General features: G+C 66.6%; 15 protein-coding genes. 9 read left to right on the top strand and 6 right to left on the bottom strand.

Annotated elements, in window-relative coordinates:
• The 5 genes from ACK5IR_RS07705 to ACK5IR_RS07685 form a co-directional block, all read left to right on the top strand.
• A partial coding sequence (locus ACK5IR_RS07705) for a molybdopterin dinucleotide binding domain-containing protein (protein WP_416927560.1) occupies nucleotides 1–901 on the top strand: 901 nt, incomplete at its 5' end.
• Between the two features lie 23 nt (nucleotides 902–924).
• Entirely contained in the window at nucleotides 925–1,746 is an 822-nt protein-coding gene (napG, locus tag ACK5IR_RS07700) for a ferredoxin-type protein NapG (RefSeq protein WP_416927558.1), read from the top strand.
• Nucleotides 1,743–2,660, top strand: a complete 918-nt coding sequence (gene napH / locus ACK5IR_RS07695) for a quinol dehydrogenase ferredoxin subunit NapH (RefSeq protein ID WP_416927556.1) — start codon at nucleotides 1,743–1,745, stop codon at nucleotides 2,658–2,660. Before napG ends, napH begins: the two co-directional genes overlap by 4 nt.
• A gap of 23 nt (nucleotides 2,661–2,683) precedes the next feature.
• Nucleotides 2,684–3,124 (top strand): nitrate reductase cytochrome c-type subunit, encoded by a 441-nt coding sequence (locus tag ACK5IR_RS07690; RefSeq protein ID WP_416927554.1) that lies wholly within the window; start codon nucleotides 2,684–2,686, stop codon nucleotides 3,122–3,124.
• 27 nt (nucleotides 3,125–3,151) lie between these two features.
• Nucleotides 3,152–3,787, top strand: coding sequence for a NapC/NirT family cytochrome c (locus tag ACK5IR_RS07685; RefSeq protein ID WP_416927552.1), 636 nt, complete (start codon nucleotides 3,152–3,154; stop codon nucleotides 3,785–3,787).
• 64 nt (nucleotides 3,788–3,851) lie between these two features.
• Here ACK5IR_RS07685 and ACK5IR_RS07680 read toward each other — a convergent pair whose 3' ends face one another.
• Together ACK5IR_RS07680 and ACK5IR_RS07675 are read right to left on the bottom strand one after the other, a co-directional pair.
• Nucleotides 3,852–5,135 carry a 3-deoxy-D-manno-octulosonic acid transferase gene (locus tag ACK5IR_RS07680; RefSeq protein WP_416927550.1) on the bottom strand — a complete coding sequence of 428 codons (1,284 nt, stop codon included), beginning with the start codon at nucleotides 5,133–5,135 and terminating at the stop codon, nucleotides 3,852–3,854.
• A gap of 118 nt (nucleotides 5,136–5,253) precedes the next feature.
• On the bottom strand, nucleotides 5,254–6,288 hold the full coding sequence (locus tag ACK5IR_RS07675; protein WP_416927548.1) for a YihY/virulence factor BrkB family protein: 1,035 nt from the start codon (nucleotides 6,286–6,288) through the stop codon (nucleotides 5,254–5,256).
• 141 nt (nucleotides 6,289–6,429) lie between these two features.
• On the opposite strand from ACK5IR_RS07675, the gene ACK5IR_RS07670 reads away from it, so the two are divergent.
• Nucleotides 6,430–7,545 carry an NAD(P)H-dependent glycerol-3-phosphate dehydrogenase gene (locus ACK5IR_RS07670; protein ID WP_416927546.1) on the top strand — a complete coding sequence of 372 codons (1,116 nt, stop codon included), beginning with the start codon at nucleotides 6,430–6,432 and terminating at the stop codon, nucleotides 7,543–7,545.
• 101 nt (nucleotides 7,546–7,646) lie between these two features.
• Entirely contained in the window at nucleotides 7,647–8,387 is a 741-nt protein-coding gene (locus ACK5IR_RS07665) for a YebC/PmpR family DNA-binding transcriptional regulator (protein ID WP_416927544.1), read from the top strand.
• Between the two features lie 22 nt (nucleotides 8,388–8,409).
• Here ACK5IR_RS07665 and ACK5IR_RS07660 read toward each other — a convergent pair whose 3' ends face one another.
• A complete protein-coding gene (locus tag ACK5IR_RS07660) occupies nucleotides 8,410–9,339 on the bottom strand; it encodes a LysR family transcriptional regulator ArgP (RefSeq protein WP_416927542.1) in 930 nt (309 codons plus the stop codon).
• A 98-nt stretch (nucleotides 9,340–9,437) separates the two neighbouring features.
• Here ACK5IR_RS07660 and ACK5IR_RS07655 point away from each other — a divergent pair, with 98 nt between their 5' ends.
• Complete coding sequence (locus ACK5IR_RS07655) at nucleotides 9,438–10,040, top strand: LysE/ArgO family amino acid transporter (RefSeq protein WP_416927540.1); 603 nt, start codon at nucleotides 9,438–9,440, stop codon at nucleotides 10,038–10,040.
• A 50-nt stretch (nucleotides 10,041–10,090) separates the two neighbouring features.
• On the top strand, nucleotides 10,091–11,014 hold the full coding sequence (locus tag ACK5IR_RS07650) for a DMT family transporter (RefSeq protein ID WP_416927538.1): 924 nt from the start codon (nucleotides 10,091–10,093) through the stop codon (nucleotides 11,012–11,014).
• An 18-nt stretch (nucleotides 11,015–11,032) separates the two neighbouring features.
• Here ACK5IR_RS07650 and ACK5IR_RS07645 read toward each other — a convergent pair whose 3' ends face one another.
• The 3 genes from ACK5IR_RS07645 to ACK5IR_RS07635 form a co-directional block, all read right to left on the bottom strand.
• Nucleotides 11,033–11,467 (bottom strand): DUF1178 family protein, encoded by a 435-nt coding sequence (locus ACK5IR_RS07645; protein WP_416927536.1) that lies wholly within the window; start codon nucleotides 11,465–11,467, stop codon nucleotides 11,033–11,035.
• A gap of 83 nt (nucleotides 11,468–11,550) precedes the next feature.
• A complete protein-coding gene (locus tag ACK5IR_RS07640) occupies nucleotides 11,551–12,024 on the bottom strand; it encodes an NUDIX hydrolase (RefSeq protein WP_416927534.1) in 474 nt (157 codons plus the stop codon).
• A gap of 281 nt (nucleotides 12,025–12,305) precedes the next feature.
• The gene (locus ACK5IR_RS07635) at nucleotides 12,306–14,747 is read right to left on the bottom strand and encodes a peptidoglycan-binding protein (RefSeq protein ID WP_416927532.1); all 2,442 of its coding nucleotides are present in this window, start codon (nucleotides 14,745–14,747) and stop codon (nucleotides 12,306–12,308) included.
• Nucleotides 14,748–14,996: the final 249 nt, after the last annotated feature.

The raw sequence follows: 14,996 nt of genomic DNA, 5'->3' as shown, positions 1-14,996 counted from the left end.
CGAGAAGGAAGGCGCCTATGGCAACGCCGAGCGGCGCACCCAGTTCTGGCGCCAGCAGGTGCCGGCCCCGGGCGAGGCGCGTTCGGATGTCTGGCAGGTGATGGAGTTTTCCAAGCGCTTCACCGTCGAGGAGGCGTGGGGCGAGGAACTGGTTGCCAAAAAGCCCGAGCTTGCCGGCAAGACCCTCTACGAGGTGCTCTACGAGAACGGAGTGGTCAACAGGTTCCCGCTGTCCGAGACCTACGAGGGCTTCGACAACCAGGAATCACAGCATTTCGGCTATTACGTCCAGAAGGGACTGTTCGAGGAATACGCCAGCTTCGGGCGTGGCCACGCGCATGATCTGGCGCCCTTCGATACCTATCATCAGGCGCGCGGGTTGCGCTGGCCGGTCGTGGACGGCAAGGAAACGCTCTATCGCTTCCGCGAGGGCTACGACCCCTACGTAAAGGAAGGCGAGGGGGTAAAGTTCTACGGTCACAAGGACGGCAAGGCGAAGATCATCTTTGCCCCCTTCGAACCTGCGGCCGAAATACCGGACGAGGAATTCGACCTGTGGCTTTGCACCGGCCGGGTGCTGGAACACTGGCATTCCGGCTCGATGACGCGGCGGGTGCCGGAACTGCACCGGGCCTTTCCGTCGGCGGTCGTCTACATGCACCCCGAGGATGCCCAGGCGCGCGACCTGCGGCGCGGGCAGGAAATCACGATAACGACCCGTCGCGGCGAGGTGCTGAGCCGGGTCGAGACGCGCGGCCGCAACAAACCGCCGCGCGGGCTGGTTTTCATGCCGTGGTTCGACGAATCGCAACTGACCAACAAGCTGACGCTCGATGCGACCTGCCCGCTGTCGAAGGAGACGGACTTCAAGAAATGCGCCTGCAAGGTCGAGCGCGCCTGAGCTGAACCGGGGAGATCCGGCAAATGCCCGCCACCGCCATATCCGGGAATGTCGACCGCCGTCGCTTCCTGACGGATGCTGCCCGCATGGCGGGCGGCTGCGCGGTGGCCGGCACGCTTCTGGCCTGGCTCGCGCGCGACGCGCGGGCGCTGCCGGCCGAGGCGCTGCGGCCGCCCGGGGCGATCGGCGAGGACGCATTCCTTTCGGCCTGTATCCGCTGCGGGCTTTGCGTGCGCGACTGCCCCTATGACACGCTGATCCTCGCCGAGCTTGGCGAGGATGGGCCGGCAACGGGCACGCCCTATTTCATCGCCCGCGATATCCCCTGCGAGATGTGCGACGATATCCCCTGTGTGCTCGCCTGTCCGACGGGCGCGCTCGATAGGGGGCTGAGCAATATCGACGACGCCCGCATGGGCACCGCCGTTCTGGTCGATCAGGAGAATTGTCTCAACTTCCTCGGGCTGCGCTGCGATGTCTGCTACCGGGTCTGCCCGGTGATCGACGAGGCGATCACGCTGGAGCGTTCGCACAACGAACGCTCGGGGCATCACGCGGTCTTCGCTCCCACGGTCCATGCCGGTCATTGCACCGGCTGCGGCGTGTGCGAGAAATCCTGCGTGCTGCCCGAGGCGGCGATCAAGGTCCTGCCGGTCCGGCTGGCACGGGGCACGCCGGCCGAACACTACCGGCTCGGCTGGGAGGAAAAGGAGGCAATGGGCGGCCCGGTGGTCGAGGGGATCATCGACCTGCCCGACCGTCTGCCCGGCCCGGGAACCGACAATCTGGCGGCGCCGGGCGGTTTCGAGCCGACCTTCACCCTGCCCGGAGGGCCGGGACAATGAGTGGCAGGACACCTCTTCCCACCGGTCAGGAGGCGCTGCGGGCCAAGGGCTGGTTCGGCGCGCACAGATATCTGATCCTGCGCCGGCTCTCGCAGGCGTTTTTCCTGTTCATTTTCCTGATGGGGCCATGGTTCGGCATCTGGTGGGTCAAGGGCAACCTTGCCGGCTCGATGACCTTCGATACCCTGCCGCTGAACGATCCGCTGATCCTGCTCCAGATGATGGCCGCCAGGCACTGGCCCGAGACATCCGCGCTGGTCGGCGGGTTGATCGTTCTGGCGGTCTATGCGCTGATCGGCGGGCGGGTCTATTGCTCGTGGGTCTGTCCGGTCAACCCGGTGACCGATGCGGCCCACTGGCTGCATGCGCGGCTCGACATCAGGAAGGGCTGGCAGCCAAAGCGCGCGACCCGTTTCTGGGTTCTGGGCATGGTCATCGCCGTTTCGGCCCTGACCGGCACCATCGCGTGGGAACTGGTCAATCCGGTAACCATGCTGCACCGCGGGCTGGTCTTCGGCATGGGATTCGTCTGGGCGCTGGTCGCCGGCATCTTCCTGTTCGATTTCCTCGTTGCCCGCCAGGGCTGGTGCGGCCATGTCTGCCCGGTCGGCGCCTTCTACAGCCTGGTCGGGACGAAGAGCCTGCTGCGTGTCACTGCGGCCAACCGCGCCGCCTGCGACGACTGCATGGATTGCTATGCGGTCTGCCCGGAAAATCAGGTCATCTCGCCCGCGCTGAAGGGCAAGGCGGGCAGCACGCCGCTGATCCTGTCGCCCGATTGTACCAATTGCGGACGTTGCATCGACGTTTGCGCCGTCGACGTCTTTTCCTTCACCGATCGTTTCGATCACCACGTCACCGCCTCGCCGCCAGCCGGCGGGGTATCCGGACCGCAAGCACGGACTGCGGCATGAACATGAGCCATGGAGAGCCAAATATGAGAAAGCCGTTTCTTGCCGGCCTATGCGCCCTCGCGATCGCCATCATTCCGGCAGGAGCGGCCCTTGCCCAGTCCGCCGGCGGGCTTGCCAGCCTGCGCGGCGCCGGGGTCGAGGAAAACGTTCCCGTCGAGCAGGTTTTCCAGCAGGAGACCCGGCGCTTCAATCGCGACTATCGCCAGCAGCCGCCGCTGATCCCCCATTCGAGCGACCAGTACCAGATCGACCTGCGCGCCAACCAGTGTCTGGGCTGTCACGACTGGACCAATGCCGGCGACCGGGGGGCGCCCACCCTGTCGATGACCCATTATCTCGACCGTGACGGGCGCGAGATGGACCACGTGGCCGGCACCCGCTGGTTCTGCACGCAATGCCACGTGCCGCAGGCCAACGCTCCGGCGCTGGTCCAGAACACGTTCGAGTCCTCGGCCTCCCGCTGAGCCTGTCGGGAAGAAGGAGGAACGGTCATGGCCGACACAATCAAACAAAAGAAATCCGGCTTTCTGCGGCGCGTCTGGTCGTGGTTCTGGTCCCCGGCGGGGGCCATCAGCCTCGGCGTTCTGCTGATCGTGGGTTTCCTCGGCGGGATTCTGTTCTGGGGCGGTTTCCACTGGGCGCTGGAACTGACCAACACCGAGAAATTCTGCATCTCGTGCCACACCATGGAGGTGAATTACGACGAGTATCAGGAGACGGTTCACTACAACAACCACTCCGGGGTGCGCGCGACCTGCCCGGACTGCCACGTGCCAAAGGAATGGCATTTCAAGATCCGTGCCAAGATTCTGGCCAGCAAGGATCTGTTCCACGAGATCATCGGCACCATCGACACGCCCGAGAAATACGAGGAGCGCAGGCTGCACATGGCCGGGCTGGTGTGGAAGAAAATGAAGAAATCCGACAGCCGCGAATGCCGCAACTGCCATGCCTTCGACTACATGGATTTCACCATTCAGGAGAGCCGGGCCGCAGCCGAGCATCAGGAGGCCATCGACGAGGGCAAGACCTGCATCGATTGCCATCAGGGCATCGCGCACAACCTGCCGGCGGGATATCTCGACGAATACCGCGAAGTCGTGGACAAGCTGAACGGAAGCCAATGAGCCGAACGACCGGCAGGTGAAGACCGGCCCGCGCCCGGCTGCACGCCGGGCGCGGGTTTTCGTTTCACCGTTCGAGAAGAACGGCCAGCCCGTCGAGCTTCCCGAGTGCCACGAGCACATCGTTCACCGAATTGTCGGGCCGGTCGAGCGCCAGCGCGGCGCGCGCCGCTTCGGTCATGGTGCGTTGCGTGGCCTCGTCGCGCGGTCTCAGCGCCGCGGCAAGATAGCCGGTCCCCGTCACGCCTATCGCGCCCCCGGCACGGTCCAGCGCGGCTTCTTGTTCGGCAAAGTTCGAAACATGCGGGCCATGCAGCAACACGCAATCGAAACGGGCCGGCTCGTAGGGGGTATGGCCGCCCTTTGGCACCAGAGAGCCGCCGACCAGGCAGGTATCGGACAACGTGTACCACAGCGCCATCTCTCCCAGCGTGTCGGCAAGGTAGACCGGGGCCCCGGGGTCCGGATCCTGCCCTGCCGAGCGGACGCGGTATCCGAGCCCGGTCTCGTCCAGCAATGCCGCGATCCCGGGGCCGCGCGCCGGGTGGCGCGGTGCCAGTATCATGCGCAGGCCGGGGCGGTGCCGGCGCGCCTGCACGAAGGCGGCGATGACGATCTCCTCCTCGCCGGCATGGGTCGATGCGGCGAGAAAGGTCCGGCCCGGCTCGAAGACGCCGGACAGCGCCGCTAACTGTGCTGGATCGGCGGGAGGCAGGCTGACCTCCGATTTCAGCGTCACCGGCGCATGCAGCGCGGCTGCGGGAAGACCAAGCGCCAGCAGTCGCTGGCCAGAGGCAAAATCCTGCGGCAGGGCCAGTTCGACCGCTTGCAGCATCTGCCGCGCCAGCCCGGGCAGGCGCCGCCATTTCCGCGCGCTTCTTTCCGAGATCCGGGCCGAGACCATGACGACCGGAATCCCCCGGCGCGCGGTCAGCACCAGCCGGTTCGGCCACAGATCGCCTTCGATCAGCAGGAAGGCCGCCGGGCGGCAGGTTTCGACGAAGCGCGTCAGTGCGCGGCGATAATCGAGCGGCGCCAGCCGGGCGGTGACGCGCGGCAGTGCCCAGGACCGCACCATATCGCGCCCGGACAGGCTGTTCGAGGTGACGACGATGCGGAGTGACGGCCCGCGTTCGAGCAGCGATTCGATCAGATTGCGGGCCGAGATCAACTCGCCGTTCGATGCCCCGTGCAGCCAGATCGCCGTGCCGTTACCGGTTTCGGCGCCTGTGCCACATCCAAGCCGTTCGCGCAGGTCGGCAGGCCGCTCCTGCCCGCGCAGCAACCGAAGCCCGAACCAGAGGGCGAAGGCGGGCGCAAGCAGCGTCAGGAGCAGGCGGTAGAAAAGCAAGCGGCAGCCCTCAGGCGGAAAGACTGCCCGCGCAATACGCGCCCCGACCGGGCGCGGCAAGTGCGGCGGACCGGTGCCGTCACCCCGCCCCGTCACTCCGCCCCGTCACCCCGCCTCGTCACCCCGGCGACGGGATGCCGGGCGGGTCGTCGAACGCGCCGCCGCCGGTCGTTACGCCACTCGCCGGAACCGGCGCTGCCGGCCGCTCTGCCGGCGGGGCAATGTCGTCGTCCTCGTCGGCAATGCGCGAATGCGCTTCGGCCTCCATGGCCAGTTTGCGCGCCGCGCGCCGCTTGGCCAGTTCGGCATCGACCAGCGCCCCGAGCAGCACCACATAGGCACTGAGGTAGAACCACATCAGCAATGCGACCACCGCGCCGAGCGAGCCGTAGATCTCGTTATAGCGGCCGAAGTTGGTGAGGTAGAGTGCGAAGCCGCGCGAGACGATCATCCACAGAACCACGGCAAGGATCGCGCCGGTGGTGAACAGCGGCCTCTTCCGGCCCGGCAGATTCGGCCCCAGCCGGTAGAGAATGCCGACCCCGAGCAGGACGACGCCGGTGCCGATGACAAACAGCAGCACGCGAAGCGCCAGATCGGAAAAGGCGCCAAGCGGCAGGTGGGACAGGATGACCGGAACGACCACCACCACCGCCATGGAGACCAGCGCCACGAGGATCAGCAGCAGCGTCAGGAAAAGCGCCACCGCCTGGCTTCGCAGGCCACCGCGCGGCGGAACCTCGTAAACTGCGTTCAGACCGCCGATCATCGCCGAAACGCCGATCCGGGTAAGCCATATCGCCACCCCCGTGGTCAGCAGTGATGCCCAGCCCAATACCTCTTTCGGCCCGTCGGCGATGGCGTGAACCTGGCCCGCGATGATGTTGAAGACGGCGGCGGGCAGCAGCGGCTCGTAACCGGCAAGCTGCTGCTCGACGATTTCGGGATCGGCGAAATAGCCCCAGAGCGTCACCAGTGCCGTGATGCCGGGAAAGATCGCCAGCAGGCTGTAGAAGGCGATGCCGGCGGCGATCAGCCCGATATGCCGTGTCGCGATCCCGTTGAGGATCGCGCCGGCGAACGAGATCGCCTCTTTCGTCCGCTCGAACATCCGCTTGCGCTCCGACCTGCCCCTGACATCAAACAGGGGCACCATATCATCCCGGGCGGCGGCGGACAGCCGGAATGGCGGCGGGCGGGTTGCCCGGCCGTTCGCGGGGCTTGGGTTCGTGGCTGTCACCGATTAGATATCGCTCGAAGCACCGACCAGAGCCACAAAGGCAGGATTGCCCGGATGACCTCCAACCTCAGCCGATCCCCCGCAGAAACAGGGCAGCACGGCCCTTATTCGACCGTCGCCGTCATCGGGGCCGGTGCCTGGGGTACGGCCCTGGCGCTGATCGCCAGCAAGGCCGGGCGCGCGGTGCGGTTGTGGGGCCGCAATGCGCAGGATATCGCAACGATCGGGAACACCGGTCAGAACCTGCGCTACCTGCCGGGGATCGACCTGCCCCGGGGCGTGACGGCGACCGCCGATATCGAAACCGCGCTGTCGGGGGCGGAGTGCGTGCTGATCGTCACGCCTTCGGTCACCCTGCGCGAGATTTGCCGCCAGATGGCACCGCATGTCGCCCCGAGGGTGCCGCTGGTGCTGTGCGCCAAGGGGATCGAGACCGGATCGGGCAAGCTGCTGAGCGAGGTCGCGAGCGAGGAACTGCCCGGCCATCCGATCGGCGCGCTGTCGGGGCCGACCTTTGCGCGCGAGACGGCGCTGAACTATCCCACCGCCGTCACGCTCGCCTTTCCCTTCGCGCAGGCCGACCGGCGCGATCCGCGCGCCGCGCCGGCCTCGCGGCTGGCGCTGTCGCTCGGGTCCGAGAATTTCCGCCCCTACGTGTCGGACGACCTGGTTGGGGTCGAGGTTGCGGGCGCGGTCAAGAACGTGGTCGCCATCGCCTGCGGGATGATGACGGGGGCGGGATATGCCGAAAATACCCGTGCCGCGCTGATCACCTGGGGCATCGATGAGATGAAGGCCCTGGCCGAGGCGCGGGGCGGCCGGCGCGAGACCATCGCGGGCCTTTCCGGCATCGGCGATCTGACGCTGACCTGCTCGTCGACCACCTCGCGCAACATGCATTTCGGGGTTCAGCTCGGCTCGGGCATTGCGCGCGAGAACGTCTTCGATGGCACCCCGGTTGTTGTCGAGGGCGAGGTCAACGCCATTTCGGTTGTCGATCTCGCCGACCGCATCGGGCTGGACATGCCCGTCTGCCGTGCGGTGAACGCGATCCTGCACGAGGGCGCCGACCTGCGCCGGACCTTCGCCGCGCTCTGGGCGCGACCGATCACCGGCGAAAACAAGTTTCTCAATCTGGCGCTGGAAAACCCGGCGGGGACCCCGGGCTAGCAGGATGCGGCGACCCCGTTCTGCGGGATTGCCGAGGCGCGCCGCTTTGCGATAGGAACGCGCCAGCATTCATGGAAAGATGACACCAACGGAGAAGACCCATGGCCGGCCATTCAAAATGGGCGAACATCCAGCACCGCAAGGGGCGGCAGGACGCCGCCCGCTCGAAACTGTTTTCCAAGCTGTCCAAGGAGATCACCGTCGCCGCCAGGATGGGCGACCCCGATCCCGAGAAAAACCCCCGCCTGCGCCTGGCGGTAAAGGAAGCCAGGTCACAATCGATGCCCAAGGACAACATCGACCGCGCGATCAAGAAGGCGACCGGCGGCGAGGCCGAGGATTACGAGGAAATCCGCTACGAGGGCTATGGTCCCGGCGGGGTGGCGGTGATCGTCGAGGCGATGACCGACAACCGCAACCGCACCGCCTCGACCGTGCGCTCGACCTTTTCCAAGCACGGCGGCAATCTGGGCGAGACCGGCTCGGTCGGTTTCATGTTCGAACGCAAGGGCGAGATCACCTATCCCGTCTCGGCGGGCGATGACGATACCGTCATGGAGGCGGCGATCGAGGCCGGTGCCGAGGATGTGGACTCCAACGAGGACGAACACATCATCTACACCGCCGACACCGACCTGAACGAGGTTTCGACCGCGCTCGAGGAGGTTCTGGGCGAATCGGAAACGACCAAGCTGGTCTGGAGGCCGACGACCACCACCGAGCTCGATCTGGAGGGGGCGCAGAAGCTGATGCGGCTGATCGAGGTGCTGGAGGACGACGATGACATCCAGCGCGTGACGGCGAACCTCGAGGTGTCGGACGAGATAGCGGCCCAGCTCTGACCCGGCCCCGGGCGCGCGCCGGTTACGGCGCGTCCGCCCCGGCGCCCTCTTTCGTCCCGGGTTGCAGCAGGTAGTGCCGCGCGGCCTCCCGGACGGCGCGCGTCAGCGGGGTCAGCGCGGCGCGCGTGGCGCGGCTCGACTGCCAGTAGAGCGGCGTATCCAGCGGCAGCGCCGGATCGAGCGCGACAAGCCGGCCCGTGGCAAGATGCGCCCGCACCAGCACCTCGGGGTTCATCCCCCAGCCAAGCCCCAGAAGCGCCGCATCGACAAAGGCCTGCGAGGCCGGCAGGAAATGGGTAGGCACCACCAGCGGCAGGCCGGTTTTCTCAGCGATCCAGCGCTCTTGCAGGGCATCCTTGCGGTTGAAGATCAACGCCGGCGCGGTGCGGAGCGCATCCGCCGTGACGCCCTGGGGAAAATGCCGCTCCGCGAAGGCCGGGCTTGCGGTGGCGATGTAGCGCAGCGCGCCGAGCGCCGTGCTGTCGCATCCCTGCACCGGTTCGGCATGGGCGGTGACGGCGGCCGTCACCTCGCCCCGGCGCAGCCAGTCGGCGGAATGATCCTGATCGTCGAGGATCAGATCGAAGCCGACGCCCGGATCGTCCGCTTGCGCCGCAGAAAGCGCCGGCAGAAACCAGGTGGCGAGGCTGTCCGCATTGGTCGCGATGCGCAGCGACAGGCGCTCGCCTCTGGTGGCGCCAAGGTCGGCCATCAGCGAATGTTCCATCATCGCCACGGTTTCTGCGTGCCGGAACAGGCGCATGCCGGTGTCGGTTCCGGTGCAGGGCGCGCCGCGACGGATCACCACCGTTCCCAGGCGCTCTTCCAACTGGCGGATGCGTTGCGATACGGCGGACGGTGTAATGCCGAGCGCCGCTGCGGCGCGTTCGAAACTGCCGGTACGGATGACCTCACCAAGGGCGGCTAACTGTGCCGTATCAAGATTAAGCATACCTAAATCGGATGAAGAAACATGAATTGGTTTTACCTCATCCGCTGCGTTATCGGCAAGGCTGATGAAAAGGCCGGGACGAAGGCGGAGGCGGGCGGATGGTCGATGCGATGGTACAGGGTTATCTGCTGGGGTTTTCGCTGATCCTGGCGATCGGGGCGCAGAACGCCTTTGTCCTGCGGCAGGGTCTCAGGCGCGAACACGTGGTGCCGGTGGTTCTGGCCTGTTCGGTATCGGACGCGCTACTGATACTGGCGGGGGTCTTTGCCTTTGCCGCGCTGTCCGGGGTTATGCCGGCGCTGGTGCCGCTGATGCGCTGGGGCGGAGCGGCATTCCTGCTCGTCTACGGCGCACTTGCCCTGCGCAGCGCCTGGCGCGGCGGCGGTACGCTCGGCGCGGCGCGTGACGAGGCACGCAGCCTCGGCGCGGTGCTTGCGACCTGTCTGGCGCTGACCTGGCTCAACCCGCATGTCTACCTCGATACGGTTGCGCTGATCGGCTCGATCTCGGCCGGCTTTCCCGATGCGCGCCCAGGCTTCGCCGCAGGGGCGATCACGGCCTCGTTCAGCTTTTTCTTCGCCCTCGGCTTTGGCGCCCGCTGGCTGACGCCGCTCTTTGCCCGGCCCGGCGCCTGGCGGGTGCTCGACCTGATCATTGCCTGCGTGATGTGGAGCATCGCCGCGGGGTTGATCTCGGGCTGAGCCCCGATGCGCCATTGCAACCGCGCGGCGGATGGCGTTCTGTCGCCCCCATGCCCCCTGTTCCGCACCTTTCCGACCGGGCAAACCTGCCCGCGCAACCCGAGGAGCGCCCGCTTGCCGGCGTGCTGTGGATGGTGCTGACCGGCCTGTGCTTTGTCGGGGTGCAGGCGACGGTCAAACACCTGGGCGGGCGGGTGCCGGCGGCCGAGGCGGCGTTCCTGCGCTATCTGCTGGGGCTGGTCTTTCTGATCCCGATGATCCCCGCCTTCCGCCATGCGCGGCTGTCGCGGCGGGCGCTTGCGCTGTTCGGGCTGCGCGGGGTGGTGCAGGGGGCCGGGGTAATCTTCTGGTTCTACGCGATGACGCGGATCACCATCGCCGAGGTCACGGCGATGAACTATCTGTCGCCGATCTACATCACGCTCGGTGCGGCGCTGTTTCTGGGCGAGCCGCTGGCGGCCCGGCGGCTGGCGGCGATCGGGGTGGCGTTCCTCGGCGCGCTGGTGATCCTGCGGCCCGGGGTGCGCGCGCTCGATGCCGGCCATCTGGCCATGATTGCGACAGCGCTGCTGTTTGCCGGCTCGTACCTGATCGCCAAGCGGATGACGGGCGAGGCCAGCCCGCAGGTGGTGGTCGGCATGATGTCGCTCTGCGTGACCATCGTGCTCGCCCCCTTCGCCGCAGCCGTCTGGGTGATGCCCGGGTGGGCCGATCTGGGCTGGCTCATGGTGGTGGCGGGGTTCGCCACAGCCGGCCATTACGCGATGACACTGGCCTTTCGCGCCGCGCCCATGGCCGTGACCAAGCCGGTCACTTTCCTGCAATTGCTCTGGGCGAGCCTGATGGGGCTGTGGCTGTTCGGCGAGCCGATCGACAACTGGGTCATTCTGGGTGGCGTCCTGATCGCGGGGGCGGTTGTCTATATCTCGCTGCGCGAAGCACGCCTCGGGGCGCTACGGTCGCGGCCGAGATGAGCCGGAACTGCACGAAAGTCAGCTCGACTTGCGGCGCGGGTTGAAGGGCAGCGGCAGCACCGGAATGCCATCCTCGATCAGGCTCCGGGCCTCCTGCATGTTGGCTTCGCCATGGATCGAGCGTTCGGGCGCCTCGCCGTCGTGGATGGCCCGCGCCTCGCGGGCGAAGTTGTTCCCCACATAATCGCTGTGGGTCTCGATCCTGCGGCGCAGTTCGGCCAGTGCCTGTTCGGCGGGCGAGGCCGGCGCCGACAGCGGCCGTCCCGGGGCCGATGGCGCCGGCGTGTCGCCCGATTGCACGCTGGGCGCCATCACAGCCTTCCTGACATCGGCCGAGCCGCAGACGGCACAGGCCACCATGCCGCCGGCCCTGAGCGTCTCGAAGGCGCCGGCCGAGGCGAACCAGCTGTCGAAACGGTGCTCGTTGGCGCATATGAGGCTGTACTTGATCATTCCGACAACATGTAATCGCTGGCACCGGCGATTCAAAGTGCCCGGTGCGGCTTGCCGGCCCGGCCGTTGCGATGGCGCCGCGCTCAGCCGAGCTTGCGCAGGTCGACCTCGCGCAGGAGCGTCCGCAGTTCGGGTTCCGCGACCTTTTTCGACGCCTGTTTGGGCGAGAACCACTTGCGCTTGCGCTGCTTGTGTTCGGGATACCTGCCAGCGAGCGATTTCACCTTCAGCGGAAAAACCGAAACCATGCATGGCTGGTCGGGTCCGTCGCCATCGCCCTGCTTGACGTAGCTGAAAAAGCCGATGCACCTGTCGATCACCTTGCCGCGCACGCCGCCCTCTTCCCAGGCTTCGGTCCGGGCGGTTTCGGCGGAGGAGATATCCTTCATCGGCCAACCCTTGGGGATGATCCAGCGCCGCCGCGTGCGCGAGGTGATCAGCAGCACCTGCGGTTCGCCGTGCATCATCCGGTAGCACAGCGCGCCGTACTGGCTGCGTCTTGCATCCTCGGCCTTGTCTGTTTTCCTGTCGGGCTCGGAGCCATCCTCAAGCTTCATCGCATCCTCCCCCATCAGTTCTGTCTTGCGTCCCTGTACCCTGCGTTCAGGTAATTGAACAAAAGGCAGCAATCCCGGGCAACCTTTGCCACCCGCACACCTGCGTGAACCGGAAATTCACATGCGCAGGGAACAGATATTCGGGAGATTGACGGCAGTGTCAATATATGGTGGTGGATCTGTGAACACACACATATGGCTGACATATCACGCCGGTGTCTGCGCGGCCGGGCGCCGCGGTTTCCATTGACGGACCGCACCGGCCGACCCGCCCCCGCGGCTCACTGAAGTACCTTGTTCCCCGGCAGGATGGTGGTCAGGAAAGTGTAGCTGTCGTTGCTCAGATACCGCGGGTCCTGCTTGATCTCGGCCATGAACTCGCGGTGCCCGTCTTTCGTGCGGCCGACCAGACATCCGGCGCTGGCGCGGTTTATGCTGCTTTCGGGGCGATCGTATCCCCAGTGCTGGTTGATGCCGTAAAGACCGCTGAATGTCCTGTCGTCGGTGCGCCTGAAATCCTTGTTGAGATCGCGGTGAATCTTCAGGTTCCTGACCTGCACCAGCCCTTCGTGGTCGTCGCGGTGCATGCCGACGCGCCACGCGCCGTACTGACCAAAGGCGATGCGCGCCGCGCCACGCGGGTCCATCGGGTTTTCGGTCCAGTAGCGGCCGGGCTCGGTCGTCGCCTGCCATGCCCGGCGCCGGAAGGTACCGTCGTCTTCCAGCCAGAAGACGAGCCGCAGGTCGTTGAAGCGGTCGGGCAGGTCCTGATTCAGCGTGCCGTCCTCGTCGACACCTTCCAGATAGACGATGTTGCGGCAGCCGGGGTGACGGGCGATCCAGTAGCCCTGCCGCCGCATGTAGTCGATCACCTTGCCGAGCCATTGTTCCACAGGCGCGATATCGGGTAGCGCCGAGGCGGGAGACACCAGCGCCTGCGCCTGCACCCGGGCGAAGGTGCCGCCGTGGCTGATCCCGTTGCGGGCACAGAAAGCGGCGAAGGCCCAGTTCGAGGTCTTGCGGAACAGCCCGTCCGCCGGCGGGTCGAGATAGCCCAGATCAGTCAGCCGGGCCTGGATTTCGCGCACCAGCGCCCCGTTCGTCTCGATCTGGCCGAGCGGGATGGGCGGCAGGGCGAAGCTGCGCAGCAGCGATAGCGCGACGCTGGCGGCGGCCGCCGCTGCCGGGGTGGCGGCGACGGCCCCTGCCGGGCCGAAGGCGGCGGCAAAGCTCGGGATTCTGCCGCCGTCGCTCCAGCCCTGTTCGGCGCTGACGCGCATCGCATCGCCGAACCAGCTGACGAAGCGGTCGATGTGATGACCGGTGTTCTTCGGATAGCAGACCAGCCGCCAGCGGTTCGCCTCGGCCTCCTCGCGCCGCAGCGAGCCGGCGTTGTAGGCGGCGGCCACCAGCGGCGGATCGAACAGGGTGCTTTTGCGTTGGGCGGCGATATAGGCGGTGCCCGCCTCGATCGACAGCGAGGGATCGCGCAGGTCGCGCCCGGACAGGTTCGGCCGGTCGAGCGCGGCGCGCGCCGTGGTGATCAGGGTCTGCATCAGCCCGACGCTCTTGTCGTTGATCTGCGGTTCGTCGCGTTCGGCATCGGGATCGCCGCCGCTTTCGGTGGCGATGGTGGCCACGATCAGTTCGACCGGCACGCCGAACCTGCGCGCCCAGTAGCGGCAGGGCTCGCCGAAGTCGTTCCAGATGCGGGTTACCGTCGCCGGCGCGCCGCCCGTCCGCTCGGGAGAGCCGCCCTCGACCGAAATGCCGCTGGCGACCAGCGCCCATTTGACTCCGTCGGCGAATTTCGAATGGGACTGCGACAGGTCGGGCACCAGTTCGGCCGCAAGGGTCGGGCTGGCCGGGATCACCGGCGGAACCTCGGCATGGGCGGCGGCGGGGCTGGCGGGGGCCGCCATCGCCGCCGCGGCGATGCGCGGCGTGCCGTCCGCATCGGATGTGATCACCGTCGGCATGCCGCCGGGCTCGCTCGACGGAACGATCACTGCCGGTGCGCGTTGCACCGGAACCTCGCGCTGTGCCCGGCTGAGCGATGCGCCGAATTGCTCGAACTGCTTTTCCATCGCCAGGGATTTCTCTTTCGAGCTTTGGCTGCTGCCCCAGTAGAACGAGACGATGGCGCCGGCGATACCGTTGATGAAACCCACCGCCGTACCGATAAGGCCGAAGGCGGCGACAGCCATGGGCGAGTTGGCATCGCTGACCTGAATCCTGCCCATTGCCACGAACAGTAGCAGGATGATCATCGCCAGCATGCCGACGAGCGAGATCGCCACCAGCGCCGTGCCCGCCATGAACGCCTTGCCGCCGATGTCGCTGGCCTGCTGGAAATCTCCGGCCCGCCTGCGGTCTTCCAGTTGCAGTTCGGCAAACCGCAGTCCGGCCTGGATTTCGTATTTCTTCAGGTCGCTCTCGGCCGATCTGAGCGCGAGGAGGAAATCGGGGTTGGCGGCGTTCTGCTCCACCGTGGCGACCACCTCGGCCGGTGTCAGTGGCCGGGTATCGGTTGCCGCCGGGCCTGCGGTATCGCCCGGGCTCTGTGGCGGCACGCCGTTCGTTGCCGGGCGGGCGAACCGCCCGAGCGCCGAGGAAACCACGGTCGAGGCGAGCATGTTGAACGGCGGCGGAAGCGTCAGCGCGGAAAGAAGTGTCGGGGCGGAGGTTCCGAGAACTTCGAGAACGACATTGGGAATCTTCACGACTTCGCCTCCCGTTGCACAACGACACGACAATCGTAACACGTTCCGGTCATTATTTCTAACTGGATGACAATTGGCGCAAATTTCCGGCCAGCGAAATTCGGCGGGGAAGGGTGCTTCTAACCGATGCTCGCGGCGCGGATCAGGTCCTCGCGGCGGTCGATGGCCGGATGGAAGGTCTCGGACGGATCCAGACCGATGCGGCGGCGATGGCGGAACCAGAACATCTTGCCCCAGCCGCGCCACGTG

Origin of the sequence: Tropicimonas sp. (genome assembly GCF_047971885.1) — a bacterium.
In the GTDB taxonomy this organism is placed as follows: domain Bacteria; phylum Pseudomonadota; class Alphaproteobacteria; order Rhodobacterales; family Rhodobacteraceae; genus Tropicimonas.
The sequence above is the reverse complement of the archived record's forward strand: the minus strand, read 5'-3'. Positions and strand labels throughout refer to the sequence as shown.